This is a genomic window from Paracidovorax wautersii (genome assembly GCF_900113035.1).
Classification (GTDB): Bacteria; Pseudomonadota; Gammaproteobacteria; order Burkholderiales; family Burkholderiaceae_C; genus Paracidovorax; species Paracidovorax wautersii.
In genome coordinates this window covers 264,464-282,850 of sequence record NZ_FONX01000006.1, presented here as the reverse complement: position 1 = coordinate 282,850, position 18,387 = coordinate 264,464, and the positions used below count along the sequence as shown (strand labels likewise).

The 18,387-nt window shown below is 67.6% G+C and carries 18 protein-coding genes; all 18 read right to left on the bottom strand.

Annotation, left to right across the window (positions count from 1 at the left end):
- On the bottom strand, positions 1 to 4,010 hold a 4,010-nt coding region (locus BM070_RS11995), incomplete at its 3' end, for a host specificity factor TipJ family phage tail protein (protein ID WP_245785194.1).
- The gene (locus BM070_RS11990) at positions 4,001 to 4,408 is read right to left on the bottom strand and encodes a hypothetical protein (RefSeq protein ID WP_092939640.1); all 408 of its coding nucleotides are present in this window, start codon (positions 4,406 to 4,408) and stop codon (positions 4,001 to 4,003) included. The genes BM070_RS11990 and BM070_RS11995, both read right to left, overlap by 10 nt.
- On the bottom strand, positions 4,408 to 4,869 hold the full coding sequence (locus tag BM070_RS11985; RefSeq protein WP_092939639.1) for a DUF1833 family protein: 462 nt from the start codon (positions 4,867 to 4,869) through the stop codon (positions 4,408 to 4,410). The genes BM070_RS11990 and BM070_RS11985 overlap by 1 nt, the downstream gene beginning before the upstream one ends.
- Positions 4,866 to 5,222, bottom strand: coding sequence for a hypothetical protein (locus tag BM070_RS11980; RefSeq protein WP_245785193.1), 357 nt, complete (start codon positions 5,220 to 5,222; stop codon positions 4,866 to 4,868). Before BM070_RS11980 ends, BM070_RS11985 begins: the two co-directional genes overlap by 4 nt.
- Entirely contained in the window at positions 5,222 to 8,137 is a 2,916-nt protein-coding gene (locus BM070_RS25270) for a phage tail tape measure protein (protein ID WP_092939638.1), read from the bottom strand. The genes BM070_RS11980 and BM070_RS25270 overlap by 1 nt, the downstream gene beginning before the upstream one ends.
- 3 nt (positions 8,138 to 8,140) lie before the next feature.
- The gene (locus BM070_RS24785) at positions 8,141 to 8,557 is read right to left on the bottom strand and encodes a DUF1799 domain-containing protein (protein WP_175518480.1); all 417 of its coding nucleotides are present in this window, start codon (positions 8,555 to 8,557) and stop codon (positions 8,141 to 8,143) included.
- Positions 8,533 to 8,925: a hypothetical protein gene (locus tag BM070_RS24780; protein ID WP_175518479.1), complete on the bottom strand. Its 393-nt coding sequence runs from the start codon at positions 8,923 to 8,925 to the stop codon at positions 8,533 to 8,535. Before BM070_RS24780 ends, BM070_RS24785 begins: the two co-directional genes overlap by 25 nt.
- Before the next feature lie 121 nt (positions 8,926 to 9,046).
- Positions 9,047 to 9,700, bottom strand: coding sequence for a phage tail tube protein (locus BM070_RS11965; protein ID WP_092939636.1), 654 nt, complete (start codon positions 9,698 to 9,700; stop codon positions 9,047 to 9,049).
- A 14-nt stretch (positions 9,701 to 9,714) separates the two neighbouring features.
- Positions 9,715 to 10,155: a hypothetical protein gene (locus BM070_RS11960; RefSeq protein ID WP_092939635.1), complete on the bottom strand. Its 441-nt coding sequence runs from the start codon at positions 10,153 to 10,155 to the stop codon at positions 9,715 to 9,717.
- Positions 10,152 to 10,478: a head-tail joining protein gene (locus tag BM070_RS11955; RefSeq protein ID WP_092939634.1), complete on the bottom strand. Its 327-nt coding sequence runs from the start codon at positions 10,476 to 10,478 to the stop codon at positions 10,152 to 10,154. The genes BM070_RS11960 and BM070_RS11955 overlap by 4 nt, the downstream gene beginning before the upstream one ends.
- Positions 10,479 to 10,489: 11 nt before the next feature.
- Positions 10,490 to 11,503: a major capsid protein gene (locus BM070_RS11950; protein ID WP_092939633.1), complete on the bottom strand. Its 1,014-nt coding sequence runs from the start codon at positions 11,501 to 11,503 to the stop codon at positions 10,490 to 10,492.
- A 35-nt stretch (positions 11,504 to 11,538) separates the two neighbouring features.
- Complete coding sequence (locus BM070_RS11945) at positions 11,539 to 11,925, bottom strand: head decoration protein (RefSeq protein ID WP_092939632.1); 387 nt, start codon at positions 11,923 to 11,925, stop codon at positions 11,539 to 11,541.
- Between the two features lie 39 nt (positions 11,926 to 11,964).
- Positions 11,965 to 13,329, bottom strand: coding sequence for a S49 family peptidase (locus BM070_RS11940; protein WP_092939631.1), 1,365 nt, complete (start codon positions 13,327 to 13,329; stop codon positions 11,965 to 11,967).
- Positions 13,326 to 14,939: a phage portal protein gene (locus BM070_RS11935; RefSeq protein WP_092939630.1), complete on the bottom strand. Its 1,614-nt coding sequence runs from the start codon at positions 14,937 to 14,939 to the stop codon at positions 13,326 to 13,328. The genes BM070_RS11940 and BM070_RS11935 overlap by 4 nt, the downstream gene beginning before the upstream one ends.
- Positions 14,940 to 14,946: 7 nt before the next feature.
- A complete protein-coding gene (locus BM070_RS11930; RefSeq protein ID WP_092939629.1) occupies positions 14,947 to 15,177 on the bottom strand; it encodes a hypothetical protein in 231 nt (76 codons plus the stop codon).
- Positions 15,178 to 15,303: 126 nt separating this feature from the next.
- The gene (locus tag BM070_RS11925) at positions 15,304 to 15,624 is read right to left on the bottom strand and encodes a Mor transcription activator family protein (RefSeq protein WP_092939628.1); all 321 of its coding nucleotides are present in this window, start codon (positions 15,622 to 15,624) and stop codon (positions 15,304 to 15,306) included.
- A 21-nt stretch (positions 15,625 to 15,645) separates the two neighbouring features.
- Positions 15,646 to 17,724: a phage terminase large subunit family protein gene (locus BM070_RS11920; RefSeq protein WP_092939627.1), complete on the bottom strand. Its 2,079-nt coding sequence runs from the start codon at positions 17,722 to 17,724 to the stop codon at positions 15,646 to 15,648.
- Positions 17,721 to 18,305: a hypothetical protein gene (locus tag BM070_RS11915; protein ID WP_092939626.1), complete on the bottom strand. Its 585-nt coding sequence runs from the start codon at positions 18,303 to 18,305 to the stop codon at positions 17,721 to 17,723. Before BM070_RS11915 ends, BM070_RS11920 begins: the two co-directional genes overlap by 4 nt.
- Between the last annotated feature and the right edge of the window lie 82 nt (positions 18,306 to 18,387).

Sequence of the window (18,387 nt, the reverse complement as noted above, 5' to 3'; positions counted from 1 at the left end):
AGCGCCTCGTCTTTCGTCGCTCGTGCCGTTGCCTCCTTTTTCACATCGGCCGACAGCACCGCATCCGCATCGCGCAGCGCGGCCGCCAGCTGCTGCCGGCTGGTGGCTTCGGCCAGCAGGCCCTCGTCCATGCGCACGCGCAGGTCGCTGGTCGCGCTCGCAGCCTCCGCCCGCTGGCGGTTGTCAGCCTTCCAGTCGGCGAGAAGGTTCCGCAGCAGGATTTCGCCCACGCCCGCGATGGCCTTGCTGTTCTGCGAGGCCACCACGATGGACTGGCGGATCGAGGCCGCATCGCCCAGCGCTTCCAGCTGCTGCTCGGCCGTGGCCAGGCGCCCATTGACAGCGCCCTGCGCAGCCTCGAATTGCGCCGTGGTCACGCGCGCCAGGATCTGGCCGGCTTGCGCATCCAGCCGCTGCTCGGCCGTGCCCACGCGCCCGGCCAGGCCCTGCACGCTGGCGCTGCTGGCCAGCAGCTTGATTTCGCCTTTGACGCTGTCGAGATCCACCTCGACCACGTGGATGCGGGCATCCATCCCCTCGAAGAGGGCCAGATCCGCCACTCCGAGCACCGCCTGCGCGATCTTGGCGTCCACGTATTGCGTGGTGGCCTTGAGCTGCAGCTGGCCCTTGATGCCATCGATCAGGATCTGCAGCGCGCTGACCTTTTCCGCGTTGGCCTCGACCCCGTAGATGCGCACGGTGCCCGTGGCCGGGTCCACGACGATGCCGGCATCGCTCATGCGCTGCTGCAGGTCGCCAAACGCCAGCACGCTCTGCAGCAGCTGCTCGGCTGCGTCGTTGATGTTGGCCCCCTGCGCCGCCAGCAGCGTTGTGTGCGTCGTGATCTGCGCACCCTGCCCCAGCACCAGCGGCACCAGCGGCGCAGGCAGCTTGGGCATCTGCGCCACGGGCTGGCCGCCGGTGATGAGGCCCAGCGTGTCGTCCAGGCCTTTGGTCAAGTCATCGAGGCCGTCCGTGATGCTGGCCAGCGGCGCCTGCAGCGTGATCGTGTACGTGCGCACACCGTTGGCCAGGCGGCCGGCGGTGTTGATCGCACGCACCGCGAACGTCCACCGGCCAGCATCCGGCCGCGTGGTTTCCAGCTCGCCGCTGTAGATGTCGCCCGCGCCCAGGATGGGCGTGAGAGCATCCCAATCGGCGACCGACAAGGCCCGCTCCCCGGCCGTGTACCGGATCTGCACGCCCGCCAGGTTGCCGGGCCGCTGGCCGTTGGCGTAGGCCCAGACAAACCGGCGCAGCTCGCCCGCCACCTGGGTGACGGCGAACGTGTCCACGTTGCGCGGGGGCAGGTCAACAGCGGCCGTGCCGTAGGTGGTGTAGGCCAGCTCGCCCAGGCGGCCGGATGCGTCGAACGGGCGCACTTCGATGAGCCACTCGCCGGCGGCGTCGATGCGGATGACGCTGCGGTTGCCCGTGGCCTGCGCATCGACCAGGCGCAGCTGCTGGCCGTCGAGGGCCGCCCACACCTGGCAGTGGTCGGCAGCGCCTTCCACGTCCCACGAAAGGCGCAGTTCGTACCATTCGGTATCACCCTGCAGGTTGGTCTGCTCGGTCACCTGCAGGCGGCGGACCTTGGGGCGCGCGAGCTGCGGCAACGACGAATTGCCGGGCGCGGGCACGTAATTGCCGTTGTAAACGTAGTCCCAGAACTCTTCGGATTCCTGCACCACCGCGACATCGGCGCCCTCCAGATCCTGCTGCGGCCGCATCGACACGACGCGCACGCGCAAGCCGGGCGTCGGCTTGAAGTCGTAGCACCAGAGGGTGTCATGCGCGGGGTTGTCTTCGGCCGCACCGGGCAGCGCCACGCCGTTCGGCCAGGGCTCCACCAGCGTGAGCGTGTCCGCCAAGCCGTCCACGCCGTCGAACGCGGCTACACGGAACACGCGGTAATCGCGCTCGCCCGGGATACGCAGGCCGATGAAGGGCGTAGCCAGTGCGGGCACGGGCTCATCGAGCGTGAGCACGACCTTGCCGACAACTATGTCGGCATCGATCACCCGGCCGCCGAAGCCCCACTGCGTCATATCGTGCGAGATCGACAACACCGACAGGCGGCGGTAGTCGAGGTGCTCGATGTCCGCGCCGAAGGCAATGGTCTTGTACTGGTAGAGGCTCTGCGCCAGGTGGTAGCGCGCCATCACGGCCGCGTGCGCGGCCATCGTGATGCCCTCGCCGGTGATGCGCGCCGGGTTGAGCGGCGACACCACGCCGGGCGCCGAGACGCGCAGCGTGGTGGTCTCCCAGGTGCTCCGGTCCAGGTAGCTGTATTCGATCCCGTCCGCCGCTTGCGCGAGGTTGTAGGCCACCGAAAAAGAGCCCTTGCGGATGTTGGCCATGTTGACCACGCCGCCAGTCGGCTGGCCGCTGGCGACCCACTGCACCGTCGGGCGCGAGCCGTCGATCCACATGTACTGGCCCATGCCGGCCAGGGCGATCTCTTCCAGCACCGCGCCGATGCTCATGGCGCTGGTGATCCATTTGCTGTACGTGTAGCCGCGCGCCGTGCAGTGCAGCATGAAGGCCTTGAGACCATCGATGTCGATCTGGTCATCAGCCAGGCCCAGGCCGAATTGCAGCGTGCCATTGGGCGCACGGATGCCGCGCAGCACCTGCAACACCAGGGCGCCGGGGTTGCAGGCGCCCTGCTCCATCGTCGTGGCGTTGATCCAGCCGCCGGGCGTCCACACGGGCAGCGGGCGCGGGGTGTACGTGGCGCGCACGGTGTCCAGGCCGCCGGAGAGCTGGCCGGATGCGCGGATGCGGATGCCGATGCATCCCCACTGGCTGTAATCGGTCGTATCGGGCTGGATGCTCTTGAGCTGCGCCCAGGCGAATTCGCACACGTCGCCGGGATCGGCCCAGGTCGGGCGGTCCACGCGCGCGCGGACTTCGTAGCGGCCCAGCGGCACGTCGAGCTGCCACGTGTAGCGCAGCGTGTCGGTGGTGTTGTTGCTGATGGCCTCCGCGCGCCAAGCCGTCCAGCCGGCGGCACCCACGGCGCGGTACTCCAGCGTGATGGTGGTGGCATTGGGGCCCAGGCCCGTGCCGCTGCCCGGGTCGCTGTCGTACAGCCGCCCCTCGATGTCCACCTGCAGGGCGATGACGCCCGCCGAGCTGGTGCGCGTGACCCATTGCGAGCCCCCATCCCACGGCAGCGCTGCGCCAGCCACAGCGTCCACATTGCCGTGCAGCGGCACAGGCACGCTCGCCATGCCGGGAAAGCCGTTGAGGTACACCGCCGCGTCGGCGAAGTTGCCGATGGGCGTATCGCCGATGGCGATGTCGCTCACGGCATGCACGTTGACCCCGCCCAGCAGCCGCACGCCCAGGTACTGGTCATCGCCCTCGTACCACGCATAGGGCTGCGCGGCCAGGTCGGGCGTGACGCGCATCACGCCCAGCAGCACCGGCATGGGCTCATACGGGCGGGCGGTGTTGCGCTGGCTCGTCAGGCTATAGACCTGCTTTTGTGCGGCGGCCGTGGCGGCGTCCGGCACCTTGGGCGCCAGCACCTTGTTGATGAGCATCGAGCCCACCAGCACCACGCCCGCCTGGATTGCAGAGAGCGCCAGGCCGGCAGATGCCGCCACGAACGTGCCGCCCGCTGCGCCGTAGAGGCTGGCCGCGATGCCGCCGGAAAAGTACGTCAGCGCCGCAATGGCGACCAACGAGAGCACCTGGCGGCGCACCACGCAGCGAGCGGCGATCAGCTGCCCGTGCTTCGGATACGTGCGCGCCCACAGGGCCTGCGGCACGCTGCAGCCGCCAATGCTGACCACCCAGGCGCCCGACTCAATGCCGGGCACGTGGCGAGCCAGGAAGGCGGCCAGGCTCTCGCCGGGCTGCAGGTCCACGGGCACGTTGGTCTGGCCGTCCACCGTCACCGGGTGGGGGGTGACCACCAGCCGCCCGGCCTGCGGCAGCACCTCAGCGGCTACACCCCCCACCAGCGCCACGGCGCCCAGCTCTTGCACGTTCAGATCCATCGATACACCCCTTCCACCCGCAGGCCCAGGCCTGGCAGGTCGCGCATGCGGTGCAAACGGCTCTCGCCCAAGGCGTTGGAGCAGTGCAGCACCCATGGCTCAAAGTCGAGAAAGAACCACGTTCCCGCATGCCCCGGCAGGGCCTGCGCGCCGTCGTACATCAGCACCAGATCGCCGTCTTGCGGCAGCTCGGTGCGCTGGGCCAGCTGGCCGGCGGCGGCGGCCAGGGCCAGGGCCTGCGCTTCGGGCTGCAGTGGGCGCGGGCGCTTGGCCGGCAGTGCGCGAACGGCGCCGAACAGCTCGCGTTGCACCAGCAGCACCAGGTCGGCGCAGTCGTTGTGCCGCACGTCGTAGGGCAGGCCGACGAACCGGCCGACATCGGAGAAAGTGCGCGACATCAGAAAATCCCCGGCAGGTGGTGCGGGTCGGCGATCTGCCTGCAGGCGCTCTGCCGCATCCAGTAATCGGCGCTCGCCGTGGCCGTGGCGACGGTGGGCGTCACGCTGACGTTGGTCAGCGGCAGGTAGTACACGTGCGCGTGCACATCGGGCTCGGTCCGGTCCACCACGATCAGCTTGGCCATGGTCACGCTGCCGGGCTGGCGGCGCTCCAGCTCGTCGGTGATGCCCCGGCCCACGTTGTCCAGCTGCAGGCGCAGCTGCGGATTGGCGCCGCTGACATCCTCAGGCAGCGTGAATCTGAACGGGATACCGATGTATGGCACGTTCTGGCTGACCACATCCTCCACGTCGTTGCAGATCCGCATGGGCTCCGAAAACCCGGGATTGGCGATCTCCAGCAGTTCCATCGAGCCACCGGGGTTGGTGACGCGCTGGCTATTCGTGCGCAGGGCTGTCATCGCAGGTACTCCAGCGTGGCGCTGCGCGAGGAGCGCGCGTAGCGCCCCGCGAGAGGCTTGAGCTCACCGAGCGCGCCGTCCTTGAAGCGGCCGGTACGGACTTGGCGCGCGCGGGGGTCCAGGAAGTCGAACATGCCGATGCGCTTGATGACGTTGAAATACCAGTCATCGAAGTCGAGCGACGCGCGGCGCGTGGGGAAATACAGCGTGCAGGGCAGCTCCATCACCACCCTGGCGCTGGCGCGGCGCATCTTCGCCATGCCGCGCTCCATCTCGGACTTGATGACGGCAGGGTCGAAGCTCTCGCCCGCGCCGGCATAGAGCAACTGAACGTAGGAAGGAAGCTGCGCCATCACGCCATCCCCATCTGCTTGCGCTGCAAGAGCGCCTGGTGAAACGGGCCGCTGGCCCCCGCAGCCTGAGACGACATCTCAGCCACCGACGCCTCGACCGCCTTGGCCAGGAAGATGCGCAAGACATCGCCATCGTTGCCGCGGGCCATTTCGGCGCCCCTGGCTTGCAGCGGCTGGCCGGATTCGTTGATGAGCTCGATCTTGAGCCCCGCCAGCATCCCCGAGCCGCCGCCCGCGCCACCCACCAGGCCGCCGGCCGAGTAGCCCGAGTTCAGGCGATTGAGAAAGCCAACGCCCAGGCGCCGGGTGTTCTCCGAGTTGATGACGAACTCGTCCTTGTGAACGATGCCCGCCGGCTCATACTTGCCGCCGGGGCCCGTGTAGCCACCAGCGGCGAATCCGAAGGCTGCGCGCAGGCCGCCCGCGCTGTAATCGCCCATGCCCGCATTTCCCGCAGCGCCCACCGGGGTGCGCCCAGTCAGCCACGCCATGGCCGCGCCCACCGTGGACCCCAGAAAGCCACCCCCACCGCCGCCGGCGGTGAGACTCAACGCCTGCGCACGGATCTGCATGCGCATGAAGTCGGCGATGAAAGAGCGGGCCAGGTCGGACACGCTGGCCTTCCCGGTCATGGCGAAGCTGACGGCGGCATCCTCCATGCCGCTGAAGGCCTTGGTCCACATGGCTTCGCTCTGCCCGGCCACGTTGCGCGCGTTGTCGAGGTAGCTGTTCAGCGCCTCGCTGGCGCCCACTTGCCAGCTGCCCTGCAGCTCTGCGCGGCGACTCCAGTAGTTGCGATCGGAATCCAGCGCCTGCGCGTTGGAGGTGTTGACGATGGAAAGGAATTCTTCGTACTGCGCCCGCGTGATCTGGTTGCGGCGCAGGTCGCCGGCCAGCCGGTCACGCTCGGCCTGGTACTTGTCATCGATCTGATTGCGCGCCGCGTTCCTGTCGCGCCAGTTGCTGCCGAGGCCCATGCCCTGCAGTTCCCGGTCGTAGCGGTCCCGCGAGGCGCGCAGCTGCTGCGCCGCCGCGTCGCGCGCGTCTTGGTAGGCATTGGCCAGGGCCCGAACGGATGCAGCCTCTTCCATGTTGGAGAGCGCCAGATCCGTGGCCGCCTTGGCGCGAATCCGCGTTGCCTTCTCAGCGTTCTCAGCGATCTTGCGATCAGCGTCCACCCGCTCTTCGGGCTTGAGTTTCTGGCCCTTCAGGACGCGGTTTTGTGCTTCGAGCGACTCGGCCTCGGCCTCTGCCAACGCCTTGATATAGGCGCGCTTGCGCATGTAGTAGTCGGCATCGGCAATCGTGTGAGCCTGGCGCTCCGCCTCCAGAAGACGCTCGCCGTCGCGCAGGACCTCGGCCGTGTTGCGGTAGTCCTGCTGCAGCTCCGACACATCGGAGCGCATGTTGGCCTTGCCCAGGCGGTGCGCGGCGGCCTCGCCAGCCTTGGCGTCCTTGTCTTCCTTGAAGTTGGCCTTGGCGAGCCGCCCCACCAAGTCGCGATAGTCCTCGAGCGACAGCTTGCCCGCCTGAAACTGCGCGTGCAGTTTGGTGAGCGTGGGCAGATAGTCCTTGTCCACGCCATAGAGCTTCTGGCGGATGCCGATCAACTCGCGCGCTGCCTCTGCCTCCTGCTGCATCGCCGAGCCCACGGTCGTGGGGTTGGAACTGCCGCGACCGCCCCCCGTGCCCTGCGGGCCGGCATTCATCGCCGATAGCTCGGCCTCAAGCTTGAGGATGCTGGCCCGCCTCCCCTCCATCACCTTGCGGATGTTCTCGGCGCCAGCATCACGGCCGCCAGCCAGCGCGCTGGCGAGCGCACTCTCAGAACGCTCGTTCTGCGCCCGCAGGGTGTCGATGGCCTGCTGGATGCCCGCCGCCGACTTGTTGTAAGCCGATGCCACCCCGACGGCAGCACCACCAGCCACACCGAGCCCCAGCAATGCCAGCACCAACGGATTCGCTGCGAGGACCGCACCCAGCGCACCCACCGCCGCGCCGATACGCGCCACGCCGAGGCCCAGGCCCACAGCGCCAGCCACTGCCGCCCCGCCGCCCAACGCACCCACCAAGGCCTTGACCGCAACCTCGTGAGTGCGCGCAGCCTCGCCAACCGTGTTGATACCGGCGGCCAGACCACTGAGCGAAGAGGCAAAGGCTGCAGAAATCCCAGAAGCCTTATCCAGATCCCCCACCGTGCGAACGGCAGCATTGCCGAGTTGCGTCATCGCCTGGCCAACGGTCAACGTGGCGTCTTTCACCTCGCCATTGAGAACTGCTGCTTGCGACTCAAGGGCCTTGATGACCTTCTCGGCCGTGATGGCGCCCTGCTCGCCCATCTTGCGCAACTCGCCTCGGCTGACGCCCAGACCATCTGCCAGCGCCTGCGCGAGGCGGGGCGTTTGCTCCATCACGCTATTCAGCTCTTCGCCCCGCAGCGTGCCCGATGCGAGCCCCTGCCCCAGCTGGATCAACGCAGCCTGAGACGCCTGCGCCGAAGACCCGCTGATCGTCACTGCGTTGGCAATGGCCTCGGTCACCGTCAGCAGCCGGGTCTGGCTGATACCGAGATTGGCGGTGGCCGCCGCCACAGAGGCATAGGTGCCACCCAGCTCGGTGAAGCTGACGCGCGACCGCTGCGCGATCTGATAGAGCGCTTCATAGGCGAAGGCTGCCTGCCCGACAGATGCGGAAACCAGCTTGAGCCGGTTCTCCAGCATCGTCACGGCATCGGCTGCCTTGAGGAACTCGCGGACGCTGACCACGCCCGCGAAGGCCCCGGTCAGGCCGCCCAGGGCGCTGCGCAGCGAGCCCACCGAGCCGCCCAGCAGATCGATGGAGCCCGTCACGCGCCGAACGCCGGCTTCCACCTGACGGTCGCCATCGAGGGTGAGAACGATGCCGATAGGGGTCATGCCTCAGCCCTCACACCGCCGCTGTTCTTTGTCCCGAATGCAGGCCCACGCTTCAAGCGCCTCACACTCACAGGCCCGAATGCTCTGGAACAGGCTCGCACGCTCAGGGCCTGCAGGCGGGCCCAGTTCATCGAGATAGGCGCGCACGCCGGCGTAGTCGAGCCCGTGGCGCCCATCGAAGCCCACGCGCCACTGCGTTTGCACCTGCAGCCAGTGCTCCCACGCGTCCACGTTGTCTGGCCAGAGGTGGACTTCACTGTCGGCCGGGCCCGCTTCTTCGCACAGATCGCGCACGCGCAGGAGCAGGCCTGCAAGCGGCGACGCGGGCTCGGCAGACGATGGCTGGGTTTGGGCTTCGGCATGGCTGAGCTCAATGAACTTGCGTACGGCCTGCCTCAGTTTTTTTGCTTCGCCCCGCACTCGTTGCGGTAGGCAAAGAATGCGCACAGCGCCATGCCCGGAATGGCGAGCAGCTCGCGCAGCCGGCCCTGCGTGAAGGGCAGCGGCTCGCCCGCATCGTCCTGCACGTCTTTCCAGCCGTGGGTGAAGGGCACGGGTTGACCCACACCGTCCAGCACCGGCTGGCCCTGGGCGTCGAGGCGCGGACCCGCGAAGAAGTCGGCCAGCGGCATGTCGCTGCGCGCGGCTTGCAGCGCATCGAGCTCGGGCTGGGCCAAGCGCTCGCAGGTCAGCGCGAAATCGAAGGGCTGGGGCACGCCTTCGGCGTCATTGATCTGGCCCGACACGCGGAAGGTGACCAGCTTGGAAATCACGAATTTGATGGACATGAAAAAGGCTCTTGAACTGCCCGGCAGGCAAAGGAAGAGCGCGCGGCATGCCTGGCCGGACATGCCACAGGGACCACGGAGCCCAACGCCCCGCGTGCCGCGCGCTGACGGTGGCGGCCGGTCAGGCCGAGGCGTAGAGGCTCGGGTCGCTCTGCGCCTCGAGCGTGACGGTGGTCTGCACCACGGTGTCGCCGCCCGGGATGCCGGGCGCCGCGGGATAGGCGTTGAAGGCCATCTTGGCCTGCTTGCCGAAGCCCAGCAAAATCGCCCGGGTCTGGCTCGAGCGTGTGGCCTTCTGGCACTCGATGAAGCCCGGGTCGTCGGGCTTGAAGAGATTGGTCATGGCCAGCGACATGCTCGAGATCATGCCGGGCGCGCGCTTCTTGCGGCCGCCGTGGATGGTGCCGACATCGCCCCAATCCACCTCGCCGCCCGACGCCGCAATGGTCTGCACCGAGGCGAAGGCCGCGCCGAAGGTGACCACCTGGATGGAGCCGGAAAGCAGCTCCTCGTAGTCGGTGGTGTTCTCGCGCTCGAGCGTAAAGGTCTTGGCCGCGGCATCCAGGCCCTTCACCCGGATCACACGGTCGTTCAGTTCGTCCATGCCCACCGTGTTGAGCAGCACATAGCTGCCATCCTGCAGGCCGGCAGGGGCGTTGTCGGCAAAGGTCAGCACACCTTCAGCTGCATGCGTGACCGATGCGATGGCCACCGCAGCGCTCAGCGCGGTCTGCACGCGCACGCTGACGTTCTTCCAGAAAATTGGCTTGCTCATTTTGAAATCTCCAGTTAATTGAGGGAACCGGCATCAGTGGCGTGCTCGATGCCCAGAGCCACCGTCACGCATGCGGTCTGCTCACCGTCCACATCGAAGTCCCAGGCCAGGGAAATGACCTGGCAGTCACCCACCAGGCCGTCCAGCGTGGGGTCGGCCATCAGGCGCTGCACGGCGGCGTTCATCAGCGCGTCCACCGCGTCTTCCACCGCCACGCCTTGCACCGCGCGGGCGTAGCACTCCATGCGCACGGTGGTGTCCCACACGCCCGGCACGGGCTCGCCATCGGCGCCCATGCGCGCTGCGCGATCGGGCATGACGGCAATGGCCGTGTCCATCTGTTTGGGGATCACCCGGGCGCGGTTGGTGAAGGTGTCGCTGCAGACGGGCGTGGCGCCCTCCTGCATGAGCGCCTGGATGGCACGCGCGACGGCCAGGAATGCCGAAACCGTCATCGCGCACCCCCCAGGTCCAGTTCCAGCAGCAGCCGGGTGGCGCCACCACCGACGGGCTCGTCCTCGGCGATCACGTAAGCCACGCCATTGACGCGGATCGACTGACCCACCGGCTTGGCAGGCACGGCCGAGGCCGCGACCACCACGCTGGGGCGGGTGGCGGCCATGCCCAGCGCGCCGACGCTGCCCACCGTGCCGGGCTCATCGAATTCGCCGCCCACCTCCGGCGCACCGGCGATGGAGACCACGGCATTGGCCAGCAGGGCCAGCGAGTCGCGCAGCACCATGCTTTCGACGGCGGCGAAGGGGGCGAGGATCGTCATCGCGCAGCCGATCAGTACGCCTTGGCGCGCTGCAGCATGCCGGGGGTGGTGCAGATGTAGAGCGGGTAGCTGTACACCTCGGGCTTCACCCAGGCATTGCGGTCGCGGTCGGGCACCAGCATGGCGTAGGTGCGCTGGCCCGGCGTGTTGACGAAGTCGAAGGTTTCGCCGGGGCTCTGCGCCACCTCGAAGACGTCCTTCCCGCCCACGGGGTAGAACTTGGCCTTGTCCGGCGCGATGGCGACGGTGGTGTTGTCGTCGGTGCCGCGGTAGTTGTTGAACGTGATGCCACCGAAGCGGAACGACTCGAAGGCACGGCCCTCGCGCAGCTCGGCGGCGGCCTGCTGGTTGAGGTAGGTGTCGCGCACATGGGGGTGCGAGATCAGCTTGTCGTAGAAGTCATCGCCGGCCAGGGCTTGCGCCTGCGTGCCCGGGAGCCAGGAGCCCTTGGCGGCGCGCTGCATGGAGCGCACGACCTGCTGGCACTTGCCGCGCACGTCGGTGGCTGCATCGTCCAGCTCGAAGTCGATCTCTGCGGGCTGGGCGATGCCGAATTCGTTGTACCAGTTGCGGATGACGGAGCCATCGGCGTCCAGCACGATGCCCTGGATGGCGCCGAGCATCATGTTTTCGTGCGTCAGCTGCAGGTCGTCGTCCAGGCGGGCCAGGCGGGCGGCGACTTCCTTTTGCACCTGCATCAGCTCGGATTCGGTGCCGAAGTCGCGGATGCTTTCGATCTCGTAGGCGTGCAGGGTGTCGCCCTTGGCCACGCGCACGGTGCGGAAGTCGCGAATGTCGCGCTTCTCGGAATCAGCCTGCTCCAGCGGCGCACCGCGTTCGCTGGTCTGGATGAGGGAGAGCTTGCCGTTCTTTTGCTCCAACGCCACGGTGACGGTGCGCACCGGCTTGGGGGTGAAGATGTTCAGCGAGCCCAGGAAGCTGGGCACGAAGGGACGGCGGTTGATGGCCGTGGTGAGCGTGGTGGCACGGAAGGCCGAGCCGTTGAAGATGTCCATGGAAGCCATGAAGCGCTCCTGAAGTTGCGGGTGTTGAGGGAGGGTCAGCGGGCCACGATGCCCAGGGCGGCCAGCTCCGCCAGCGCGGCGGCCTTCTGGTTGGCATTGGCGCCCTGGGGCCAGCCCAGCGCGCGCTTCTTGACCTCGGTGTCGCGCACATTGACGACGCCCGGGCGGTCGCCGGTGGTGGCGTCCACCGGGGCGAAGAGCACGGCAGCGGCCACCTTGGTGCCGTCGGCAGGGTCTGCGGCCGAGGCAGGATTGAGGGCCGTGTACTTGCCTGCGTTGGCGCCCGTGCCGATGCGGGCCAGCACGGTGCCGGCCTCGAGCTTTTGCCCGGCGAGGATGGTGATGACTTCGCGCGAACGGGTGCCATTGGCCTCGCTGGCGATGTGTTCGGCCGCGTGGCGGCCTTCGGTGAAGACGGTCATTGCATGGTCCTTTGCGGAAGGGTTGCGAACGGGCGGCGATCAGGCGCGGCGGGGGGCCGGCACGCCGAAGGCGGCATCCCACGACGACGCGATGGCCGCGGCGTCGTTGGCTTCGTGCCCGGGCTTTTCCACGCCGTTGACGGCCGGATTGCCGAGGGCGGCCATGTGCTGCGCGAACGGGTTCGCACCGCCCGATGCCGCAGCGGCCACGGGCGAGGCGGACAGGATCGCGATGGACTGATCCAGGCTCAGGCCGGTGCTCACGCACTGCTGCGCCAGCGCTTCGCGCCCCCGGGCGCTTTCGTGGCCCAGGATGGAAGAGGCGCGCTCGCGCTCGGCGCGGGCGCCCTCGGCGCGCGCGGCGTCGAGATCGGCCGCGGAATGCGCTGCGGGGTTGTGGGCTGCGGGCTGCGGGTTGGCAGGCGCAGAAGGGGCGGCGGCTTGCGTACCGCCGGGGTTGGTGCCGGACATGTTTGCTCCTTTCACGGCGGTTGAGTGGGCTGCTGCGCCCACGGAATGGGTGCGAGGCCGCATGGCTGCGAGCTCGGCGATCAGCTGGTCGGTGGTGGCCACGCGGTCGGCCAGGCCCGCGCCCACGGCGGCCTGGCCGCTATAAGTGGCGGCCTGGGTGGCGCGGACCACGGCGGTGGTGGTGGCGCGGTGCTTGGCGACGGCGTCCACGAACATGCCGTACAGGCCGTCGATGTCGGCCTGCCAGTCCTTGCGCACGGCCTCGGGCAGCGGCTCGTAGGGGTTGCCGTCCACCTTGTGCGCGCCAGCGAAGATGTGGGTGACGGTGATGCCCTCGCTGTCGAGTGCGCGGGAAAAATCGACGTGCCGCGCCACGACGCCGACCGAGCCGCAATAGCCCGTGGCGGTGACGGCCTGCACCTCCGCAGCGCTGGAGCCCAAATAGCCCGCGCTGAGCGCCATGCCGTCCGCAATGGACCACAGCGGCTTTTTCCCGCGCAGATCGAACACGCGCTGCCCGTACTCGAATGCGCCCTGCGCCTCGCCGCCCTCGCTGTCGTACACCTGCAGGACCGCGTGCACTTCGGGGTTGTTCATGGCGTCTTCGAGGTCGCTGGCCAGGTCGTTGTAGCCAACGAGCCAGGTGCTGTCGCCCTCCATGCGCGAGCGGTGGACCAGCGCGCCGCTGACGGAGAGGACGGCCACACCATCCACCACCCGATAGCCACGTTCGGCGCGTTCTCCGCGGCGGGTCGAGAACAATTCAGGCGCCAGCAAGGTGCCCTGATCGGCGCCCACCAGGCGGATCTGCGCGGGCTCGGCGCCGAGCAGCCGGCCACCCAGTCCAGCGATGAGCGCATCGAGCTTTTGCGGATGGATCAGCAGCGGCGTGTTGAAGATGCGCGCGGCGAGGCGGGGGAACTTCATGCTCATACGGTTGCGCTTTCTTTCTCGCCCTGCGGCGCGGCTTCGCCGTCGTCCTGCTCAGGCTTGTCTTTAGAGGGGGTCAGGAGGGCGGCGCTGACAGGACCCAGGCCCCGCTCGCGCCGCATGGCGGCCTCGATGGCCAGCTGGTCGAGCACTTCCTCGTAGTCCAGGCCCTGCTCTGCGCACTCGATCTCGAGCGTGGAGATGCCTGCGGCGATGCGCATAGCGGCGGACTGCGCCTCTTTCACGGGGTCCACCCATCCACGGCCGCCGAAGATGAAGCGCGCGCGGCAATAGGCGTACTGGTTGTCGTAGAAGCCGGGGGCGTCGATCTCGCCCGCGTTGACGGCTTCCTCGAGCCACAGCTCGTACACCGGGCGCAGGAACACATCGGTGAGCCAGCGCCGGCGGCCGTTGAAGTAGCGCCACACCTCGAGCAGGGTGGCCCGCGCGCTGCTGTAGTTGGTCTTGGAGAAGTCCTTGAGCAGCAGCTCATAGGACATGTTCATGCCCGCGGCGATGTGCCGCAGGACGGCCAGCATGAAGGCCTCGAACGCGGGATTCGGCCGGCCTGGCGTGAAGCCGCTGACCTTGGCACCCACGGGCAGCGGAATCATGGCCGAGCCCTTGAGCTGCCGCACGCTGCCGCGCATTTCGCCGAGCGAGGTGTTCCAGGCCTCGCGCGGCTCTTTGCCGAAGAGCGCGGCCGATGCGTCGTTGCTGAGGTTCGACTCGATGAAGGCGGCCACCAGCGAATTGGCTACGCTGGACTGCAGTTCGTTGCTGGCGTAGTCGCCGGCCATCTTGAAATCGCGCATGACGGCCGACACCAGCGGCCTTCCACGCGATTGGCCGGTTCGGTCCTTGTCATGCAGATGGATGACCCGGCGCCGCCCCCAGGCAGTGAACGCCGGGATGCGATCCCACTGCTGAAAGCCCCCGGTATGCACGGCAAAGTTCCCGCTCAGGTCGCCGGGGTGGTGCTTTTGCACGTGGTACGCAACGGGCGCGCCGAATTCATCGAATTCGATACCGGCGCGCACCATCGGATTGGAGGCCAGCCAGGGCGGCGTGCTGAGCCGGTCAGATTCGACCGTGAGGATGCGAGTGCCCCAGCGCGAGCCCTTGCGAGGCAGCCACAAGGGCAGCGCGAGCGCATCGCCGTTGAGCATGGCGCCGGTGAGTGCCTGCTGGGTAAGGGACAGGAGCGTGCTGGTGCGGCCTGCGTCGCACTCGGTGGTGTCCGCCCAGCTGCGGAACTTGGCTTCGGTGATGTTGCCCCACTCGCGGGCCTGCTGGAGCGTCCAGCCCAGCAGCTTGTATTCGGGCTTGGCCGAGAGCCGCAGCACCGCGCCGACGATGTTGTCGCGCTTGGTCTGCATCGCGCCGGCCATGAGGCCGTTGTTGCGGCCCAGGTCGCGCGATCGAGAGGTGAGAACGTCCAGATCGGGCAGCAGGTCGGCATCTGCGCTGCCGTTGCCCGTGTTCCAGGTCATCACGGACACGTCATCGCGGCCACTGGCCGCGCCTCGGTAGGCCGACATGCTGGCGCCGCTGGCTGCGGAGGCCTCAGCAGCGGCCAGCGCGCCGCGACGATGACGTTTGGGACGTGCCATGCCCGTATCAGCCCACCAGATAGATGGGGCCGCCCGCCGAATGGCCGGAGCGGGCGTCAATTTCAGCGTTTACCGCCGCGATCTCGTCGCGGAGATCCTGGGTGCGCTGCTGGTACTGGACCGAGCGGCCCGAACTGGAGGCCGCCGTGGGCGCCGTGAGGCGGTCGGTCAGCGATGCGACCAGTTTGGCGCGCAGCGCGGTGAGTTCGTCGTCGGTGAGGTGGCTGTATGTGCCCATTCCCTGAGGTTCTCAGGACAGCTGCGACATTTCCATGCGACACGTGTCGCTAAATTATGTCGCACCCCCAAAAACCGCATGAATCATGGATATAGCGCTATAAAAATGAGTGCAAAACCGCGTCATTCACCGCTGCGAATTGGCCGCAGCACGCCGGGCAAGGATGATGCGTTGCACCGTGCGCGCAGATTTTCCGTACTCCCTCGCGAGCGCTTTCGTGTTCACTCCGTTGAACTTCTGGTAGATCTCATCGGCCACCTTGGCCGAGTCCCTGGCACGCTGGCTGCGCACGTACACGGGCATGCCGCCGAGGCGCCGCACGTACCGCTGCACCACGTTCTCGGCCAGCTCCTCGCAACGATCAGCACCATGTGCTATTCCGGCGGCGATCAGCTCCTCGCGAAGGATGGCGATGGGGTCGATACGGTCAGGTTCAATAGGTTGCATGATCGATGGCACGCTATTTTTTTAGAATGAAATGGGACTGAAAAGGGAGGCGTTCGACTTCGGCGCAGCGGGCACTGGCTGAGCGATGAGAGGCACTTCTGCCGGCACCTCGTCCTCTTGCGCGGCGCCTTCTGCTGGCTGCGGCGCGTCAGGCTGGCTGAACATGTCCAGGGTGCGCGGCCAGTAGCGTTCCTCGCGCTTTTTCCAGCTTGGCTCGCGGAAGGTTTCGACGCCCAGGTAACAGGCCATGGCGTAGGCGTACACGTAGCAGTCGCTGGCCTCTTCGCGCTTGCCAGCAGGGCAGTCCCAGACCATGACGGTCTTGCCGTTGCGGCCCTTCGGCATGAGCCGCGGGTTCGTCATCTGCTCGAATTCGTCGGTTTCCACCAGCGCCTTCGGCACGTGGATGTAGCCGGGCCCGGCCTTCTGGTTCTTCATGCGGCCGAACAGCAGATCCTTGGCGGTGTCGGTGCCGATGAACCACAGCTTCACGCCGTGGGAGAGCGCACGGCCCCGCCAGTTCACATCCATCGCCTTGGGCTTGCCGAGCACGGGCTGGCCGTGCTCGCTGGAGCCCTTGATGGCCAGCACTTCCTCGCGGTCGTGCTCGCGGCAGTAGTTGTAAACCGCGTGGGTGTTGTGCCCGCCGGTGTCGATGCCGGTCGCTTCGATCTGCATTTGCCCGCCGCCCTGCAAGGGTACGAAGGTGCGGCGGATCTCGGTGAGTTTGGTCCACGGCGAGCCGGGCGTGTTCTCGTCCAGATTGGGGTCGCCGTAGATGATGTGCCGCTGGATGAGCCAGCTTTCTTCTCCGCGGCCGAAGGCCCAGATGCGGGCCTCCAGGCGGTCGGGCTGCGTGTCCACGCCCATGGTGAGCATGAGGCCGCCCCGCGGGACGATGCCGAGCGGGTAGTCCTCGGCGCGCTTGCTCAAGGCCTCGGCGCTGGTGCCCACGCCTTCGATCTTGAAGGTTTGCGCCATGCTGGCGTTGGTGAACTTGCGGATAGGGCCGGTTTCGCCCAGGCGCTGCTTTGCGAGGGCGTTCTCGCGCTCTTCCACCAGCGCGGCCCAGGACTTCCACCCCAGCGGCGAATACAGCTTGTTCAGCGTGAAGCCTGCGCGCTTGCCACGCCCGGCGCCTGGCACCTCGGCACGCCAGAGCCCGTCTGCGAGCATCCCCGTCTTGCTGTGCTCTTCGATGGCGCCGCCGCATTCAGGGTTGCAGCAGATGTACACGGCCGTTTCTGGTCGCGGCTCGCCCGTGAGCGTCTTGAGGCACTTGATGCCCCAATCGTGCTCCTCGCCCCACAGCAGCAGCTGCATGTGGCCGCAGTGCGGGCACGGGACGAAGTAGCGCCGCCGATCGCTGGCCATGAACTCGGCTTCGATAACGCTCTGGCCCTTGATGCCAGGGGTGCTGGCGATCAGCAGCTTGCGGCGCGAGAAGTTGCTCATCCGCTCTTCGAGCAGGCCCAGCGGCGGGCCCTGGTTGTCCACATCGACAGGCCACAGATCAACTTCATCGGCCACGGCGAAGCCGAGCGGCTTGGAGGCGAGAGAGCTTGCGCTGTTGGCCCCGGCGAAGAACACGGAGAACCCGCCTTGAATGTTGCGCGAGCGCCAGCTGCTGGACTCGTCGCGCGACTTGCGGGTGGTGACCAGGCCGTCGAGGATGGGCGTCTGGAGCACAGTCGGCAAGAAGCGCTTCGAGCTATGGTCCTGGCCGTCCTGCAGGGTGGGCTGGACCATCATCATGTCCTGCGGGTCGGTATGGATTCGCTGCAGGAGCGCGTTGTAGAGCACCTCCGACTTACCGAGCTGGGTGGCGAACATCAGCGCGACGCGCTCATAGGCGCTGTGCGCCGAGGCACACACCATCGGCTCGATCAGGTACGGCGTGCGGCTGTTGCGCCACCGGCCGCGCTCGGGCCCCTTCGCCACATGCCGGAATTCGTCGGCCCATTCGGCCGTGTTGACCCGCGGCGGCGGGGCGAAGAACCGCGACTTCATGCGCGCCAGCAGGACGGCTGCGCGGGCCAGCTCATCCGGCGACATCAGGACGTCGTCCATCTCGTCTGCGCTGAAATGCGTGCCGCTCATACCGAACCCTCGGCAGGCTTGGGCTTCACGTCGCACCCTGCCAGCAGTTGCAGGGCCTGGTTGAGTTCGTCCTGCAGCATGTTGTCCACCTTCAGGGGGTCGGTTTCCGCCGCCAGCATGGGCGAAAGCCGCGCGGCGATCTGCAGCAGCTTCTCTCGCGCCTGGGCGAGAGAAGCCGCCCACACCGCCTCCACGGCCGTCACGCGGATGAGTAGCCCCTCCATTTCCTCGCGCTTGAGGCGAGCGATGCGCGCCTCTTCCATCTCGCGCATCGTTCGGGCAATCAGAAAGTTCGCCGGCATACCCTCGCCCTTCCCTCGGCCCTTTCCGCCGCCGGCGAACTGCTCGGCCGCCTCGGGAATCGTCACGGGCAGATCGTCGTCAGCGCTGCCAGCCGTCACGGCCTGGGCAGTCTTGCTGCCGGGGTGCACGTTGTTCGCAATGGCAACGCGGGCGGCCTCGAGGTCGATAAGCCCATCCCCATCGGCCGTGATCTTTCCGGCCTCGAGCAGCTTGTGGATGGCTTGGCGCGTAACGCCCAGCTGGCGCCCAAGTTCGGCTTGAGTCAGGCGCTCAGACATACGCGCGGCCCTCCGTTTCGGACAGGCAAAAGCGCTCGGCCACCCCGTCAACCACCCCCGTCAACCGTTTGAAAAATCCAGC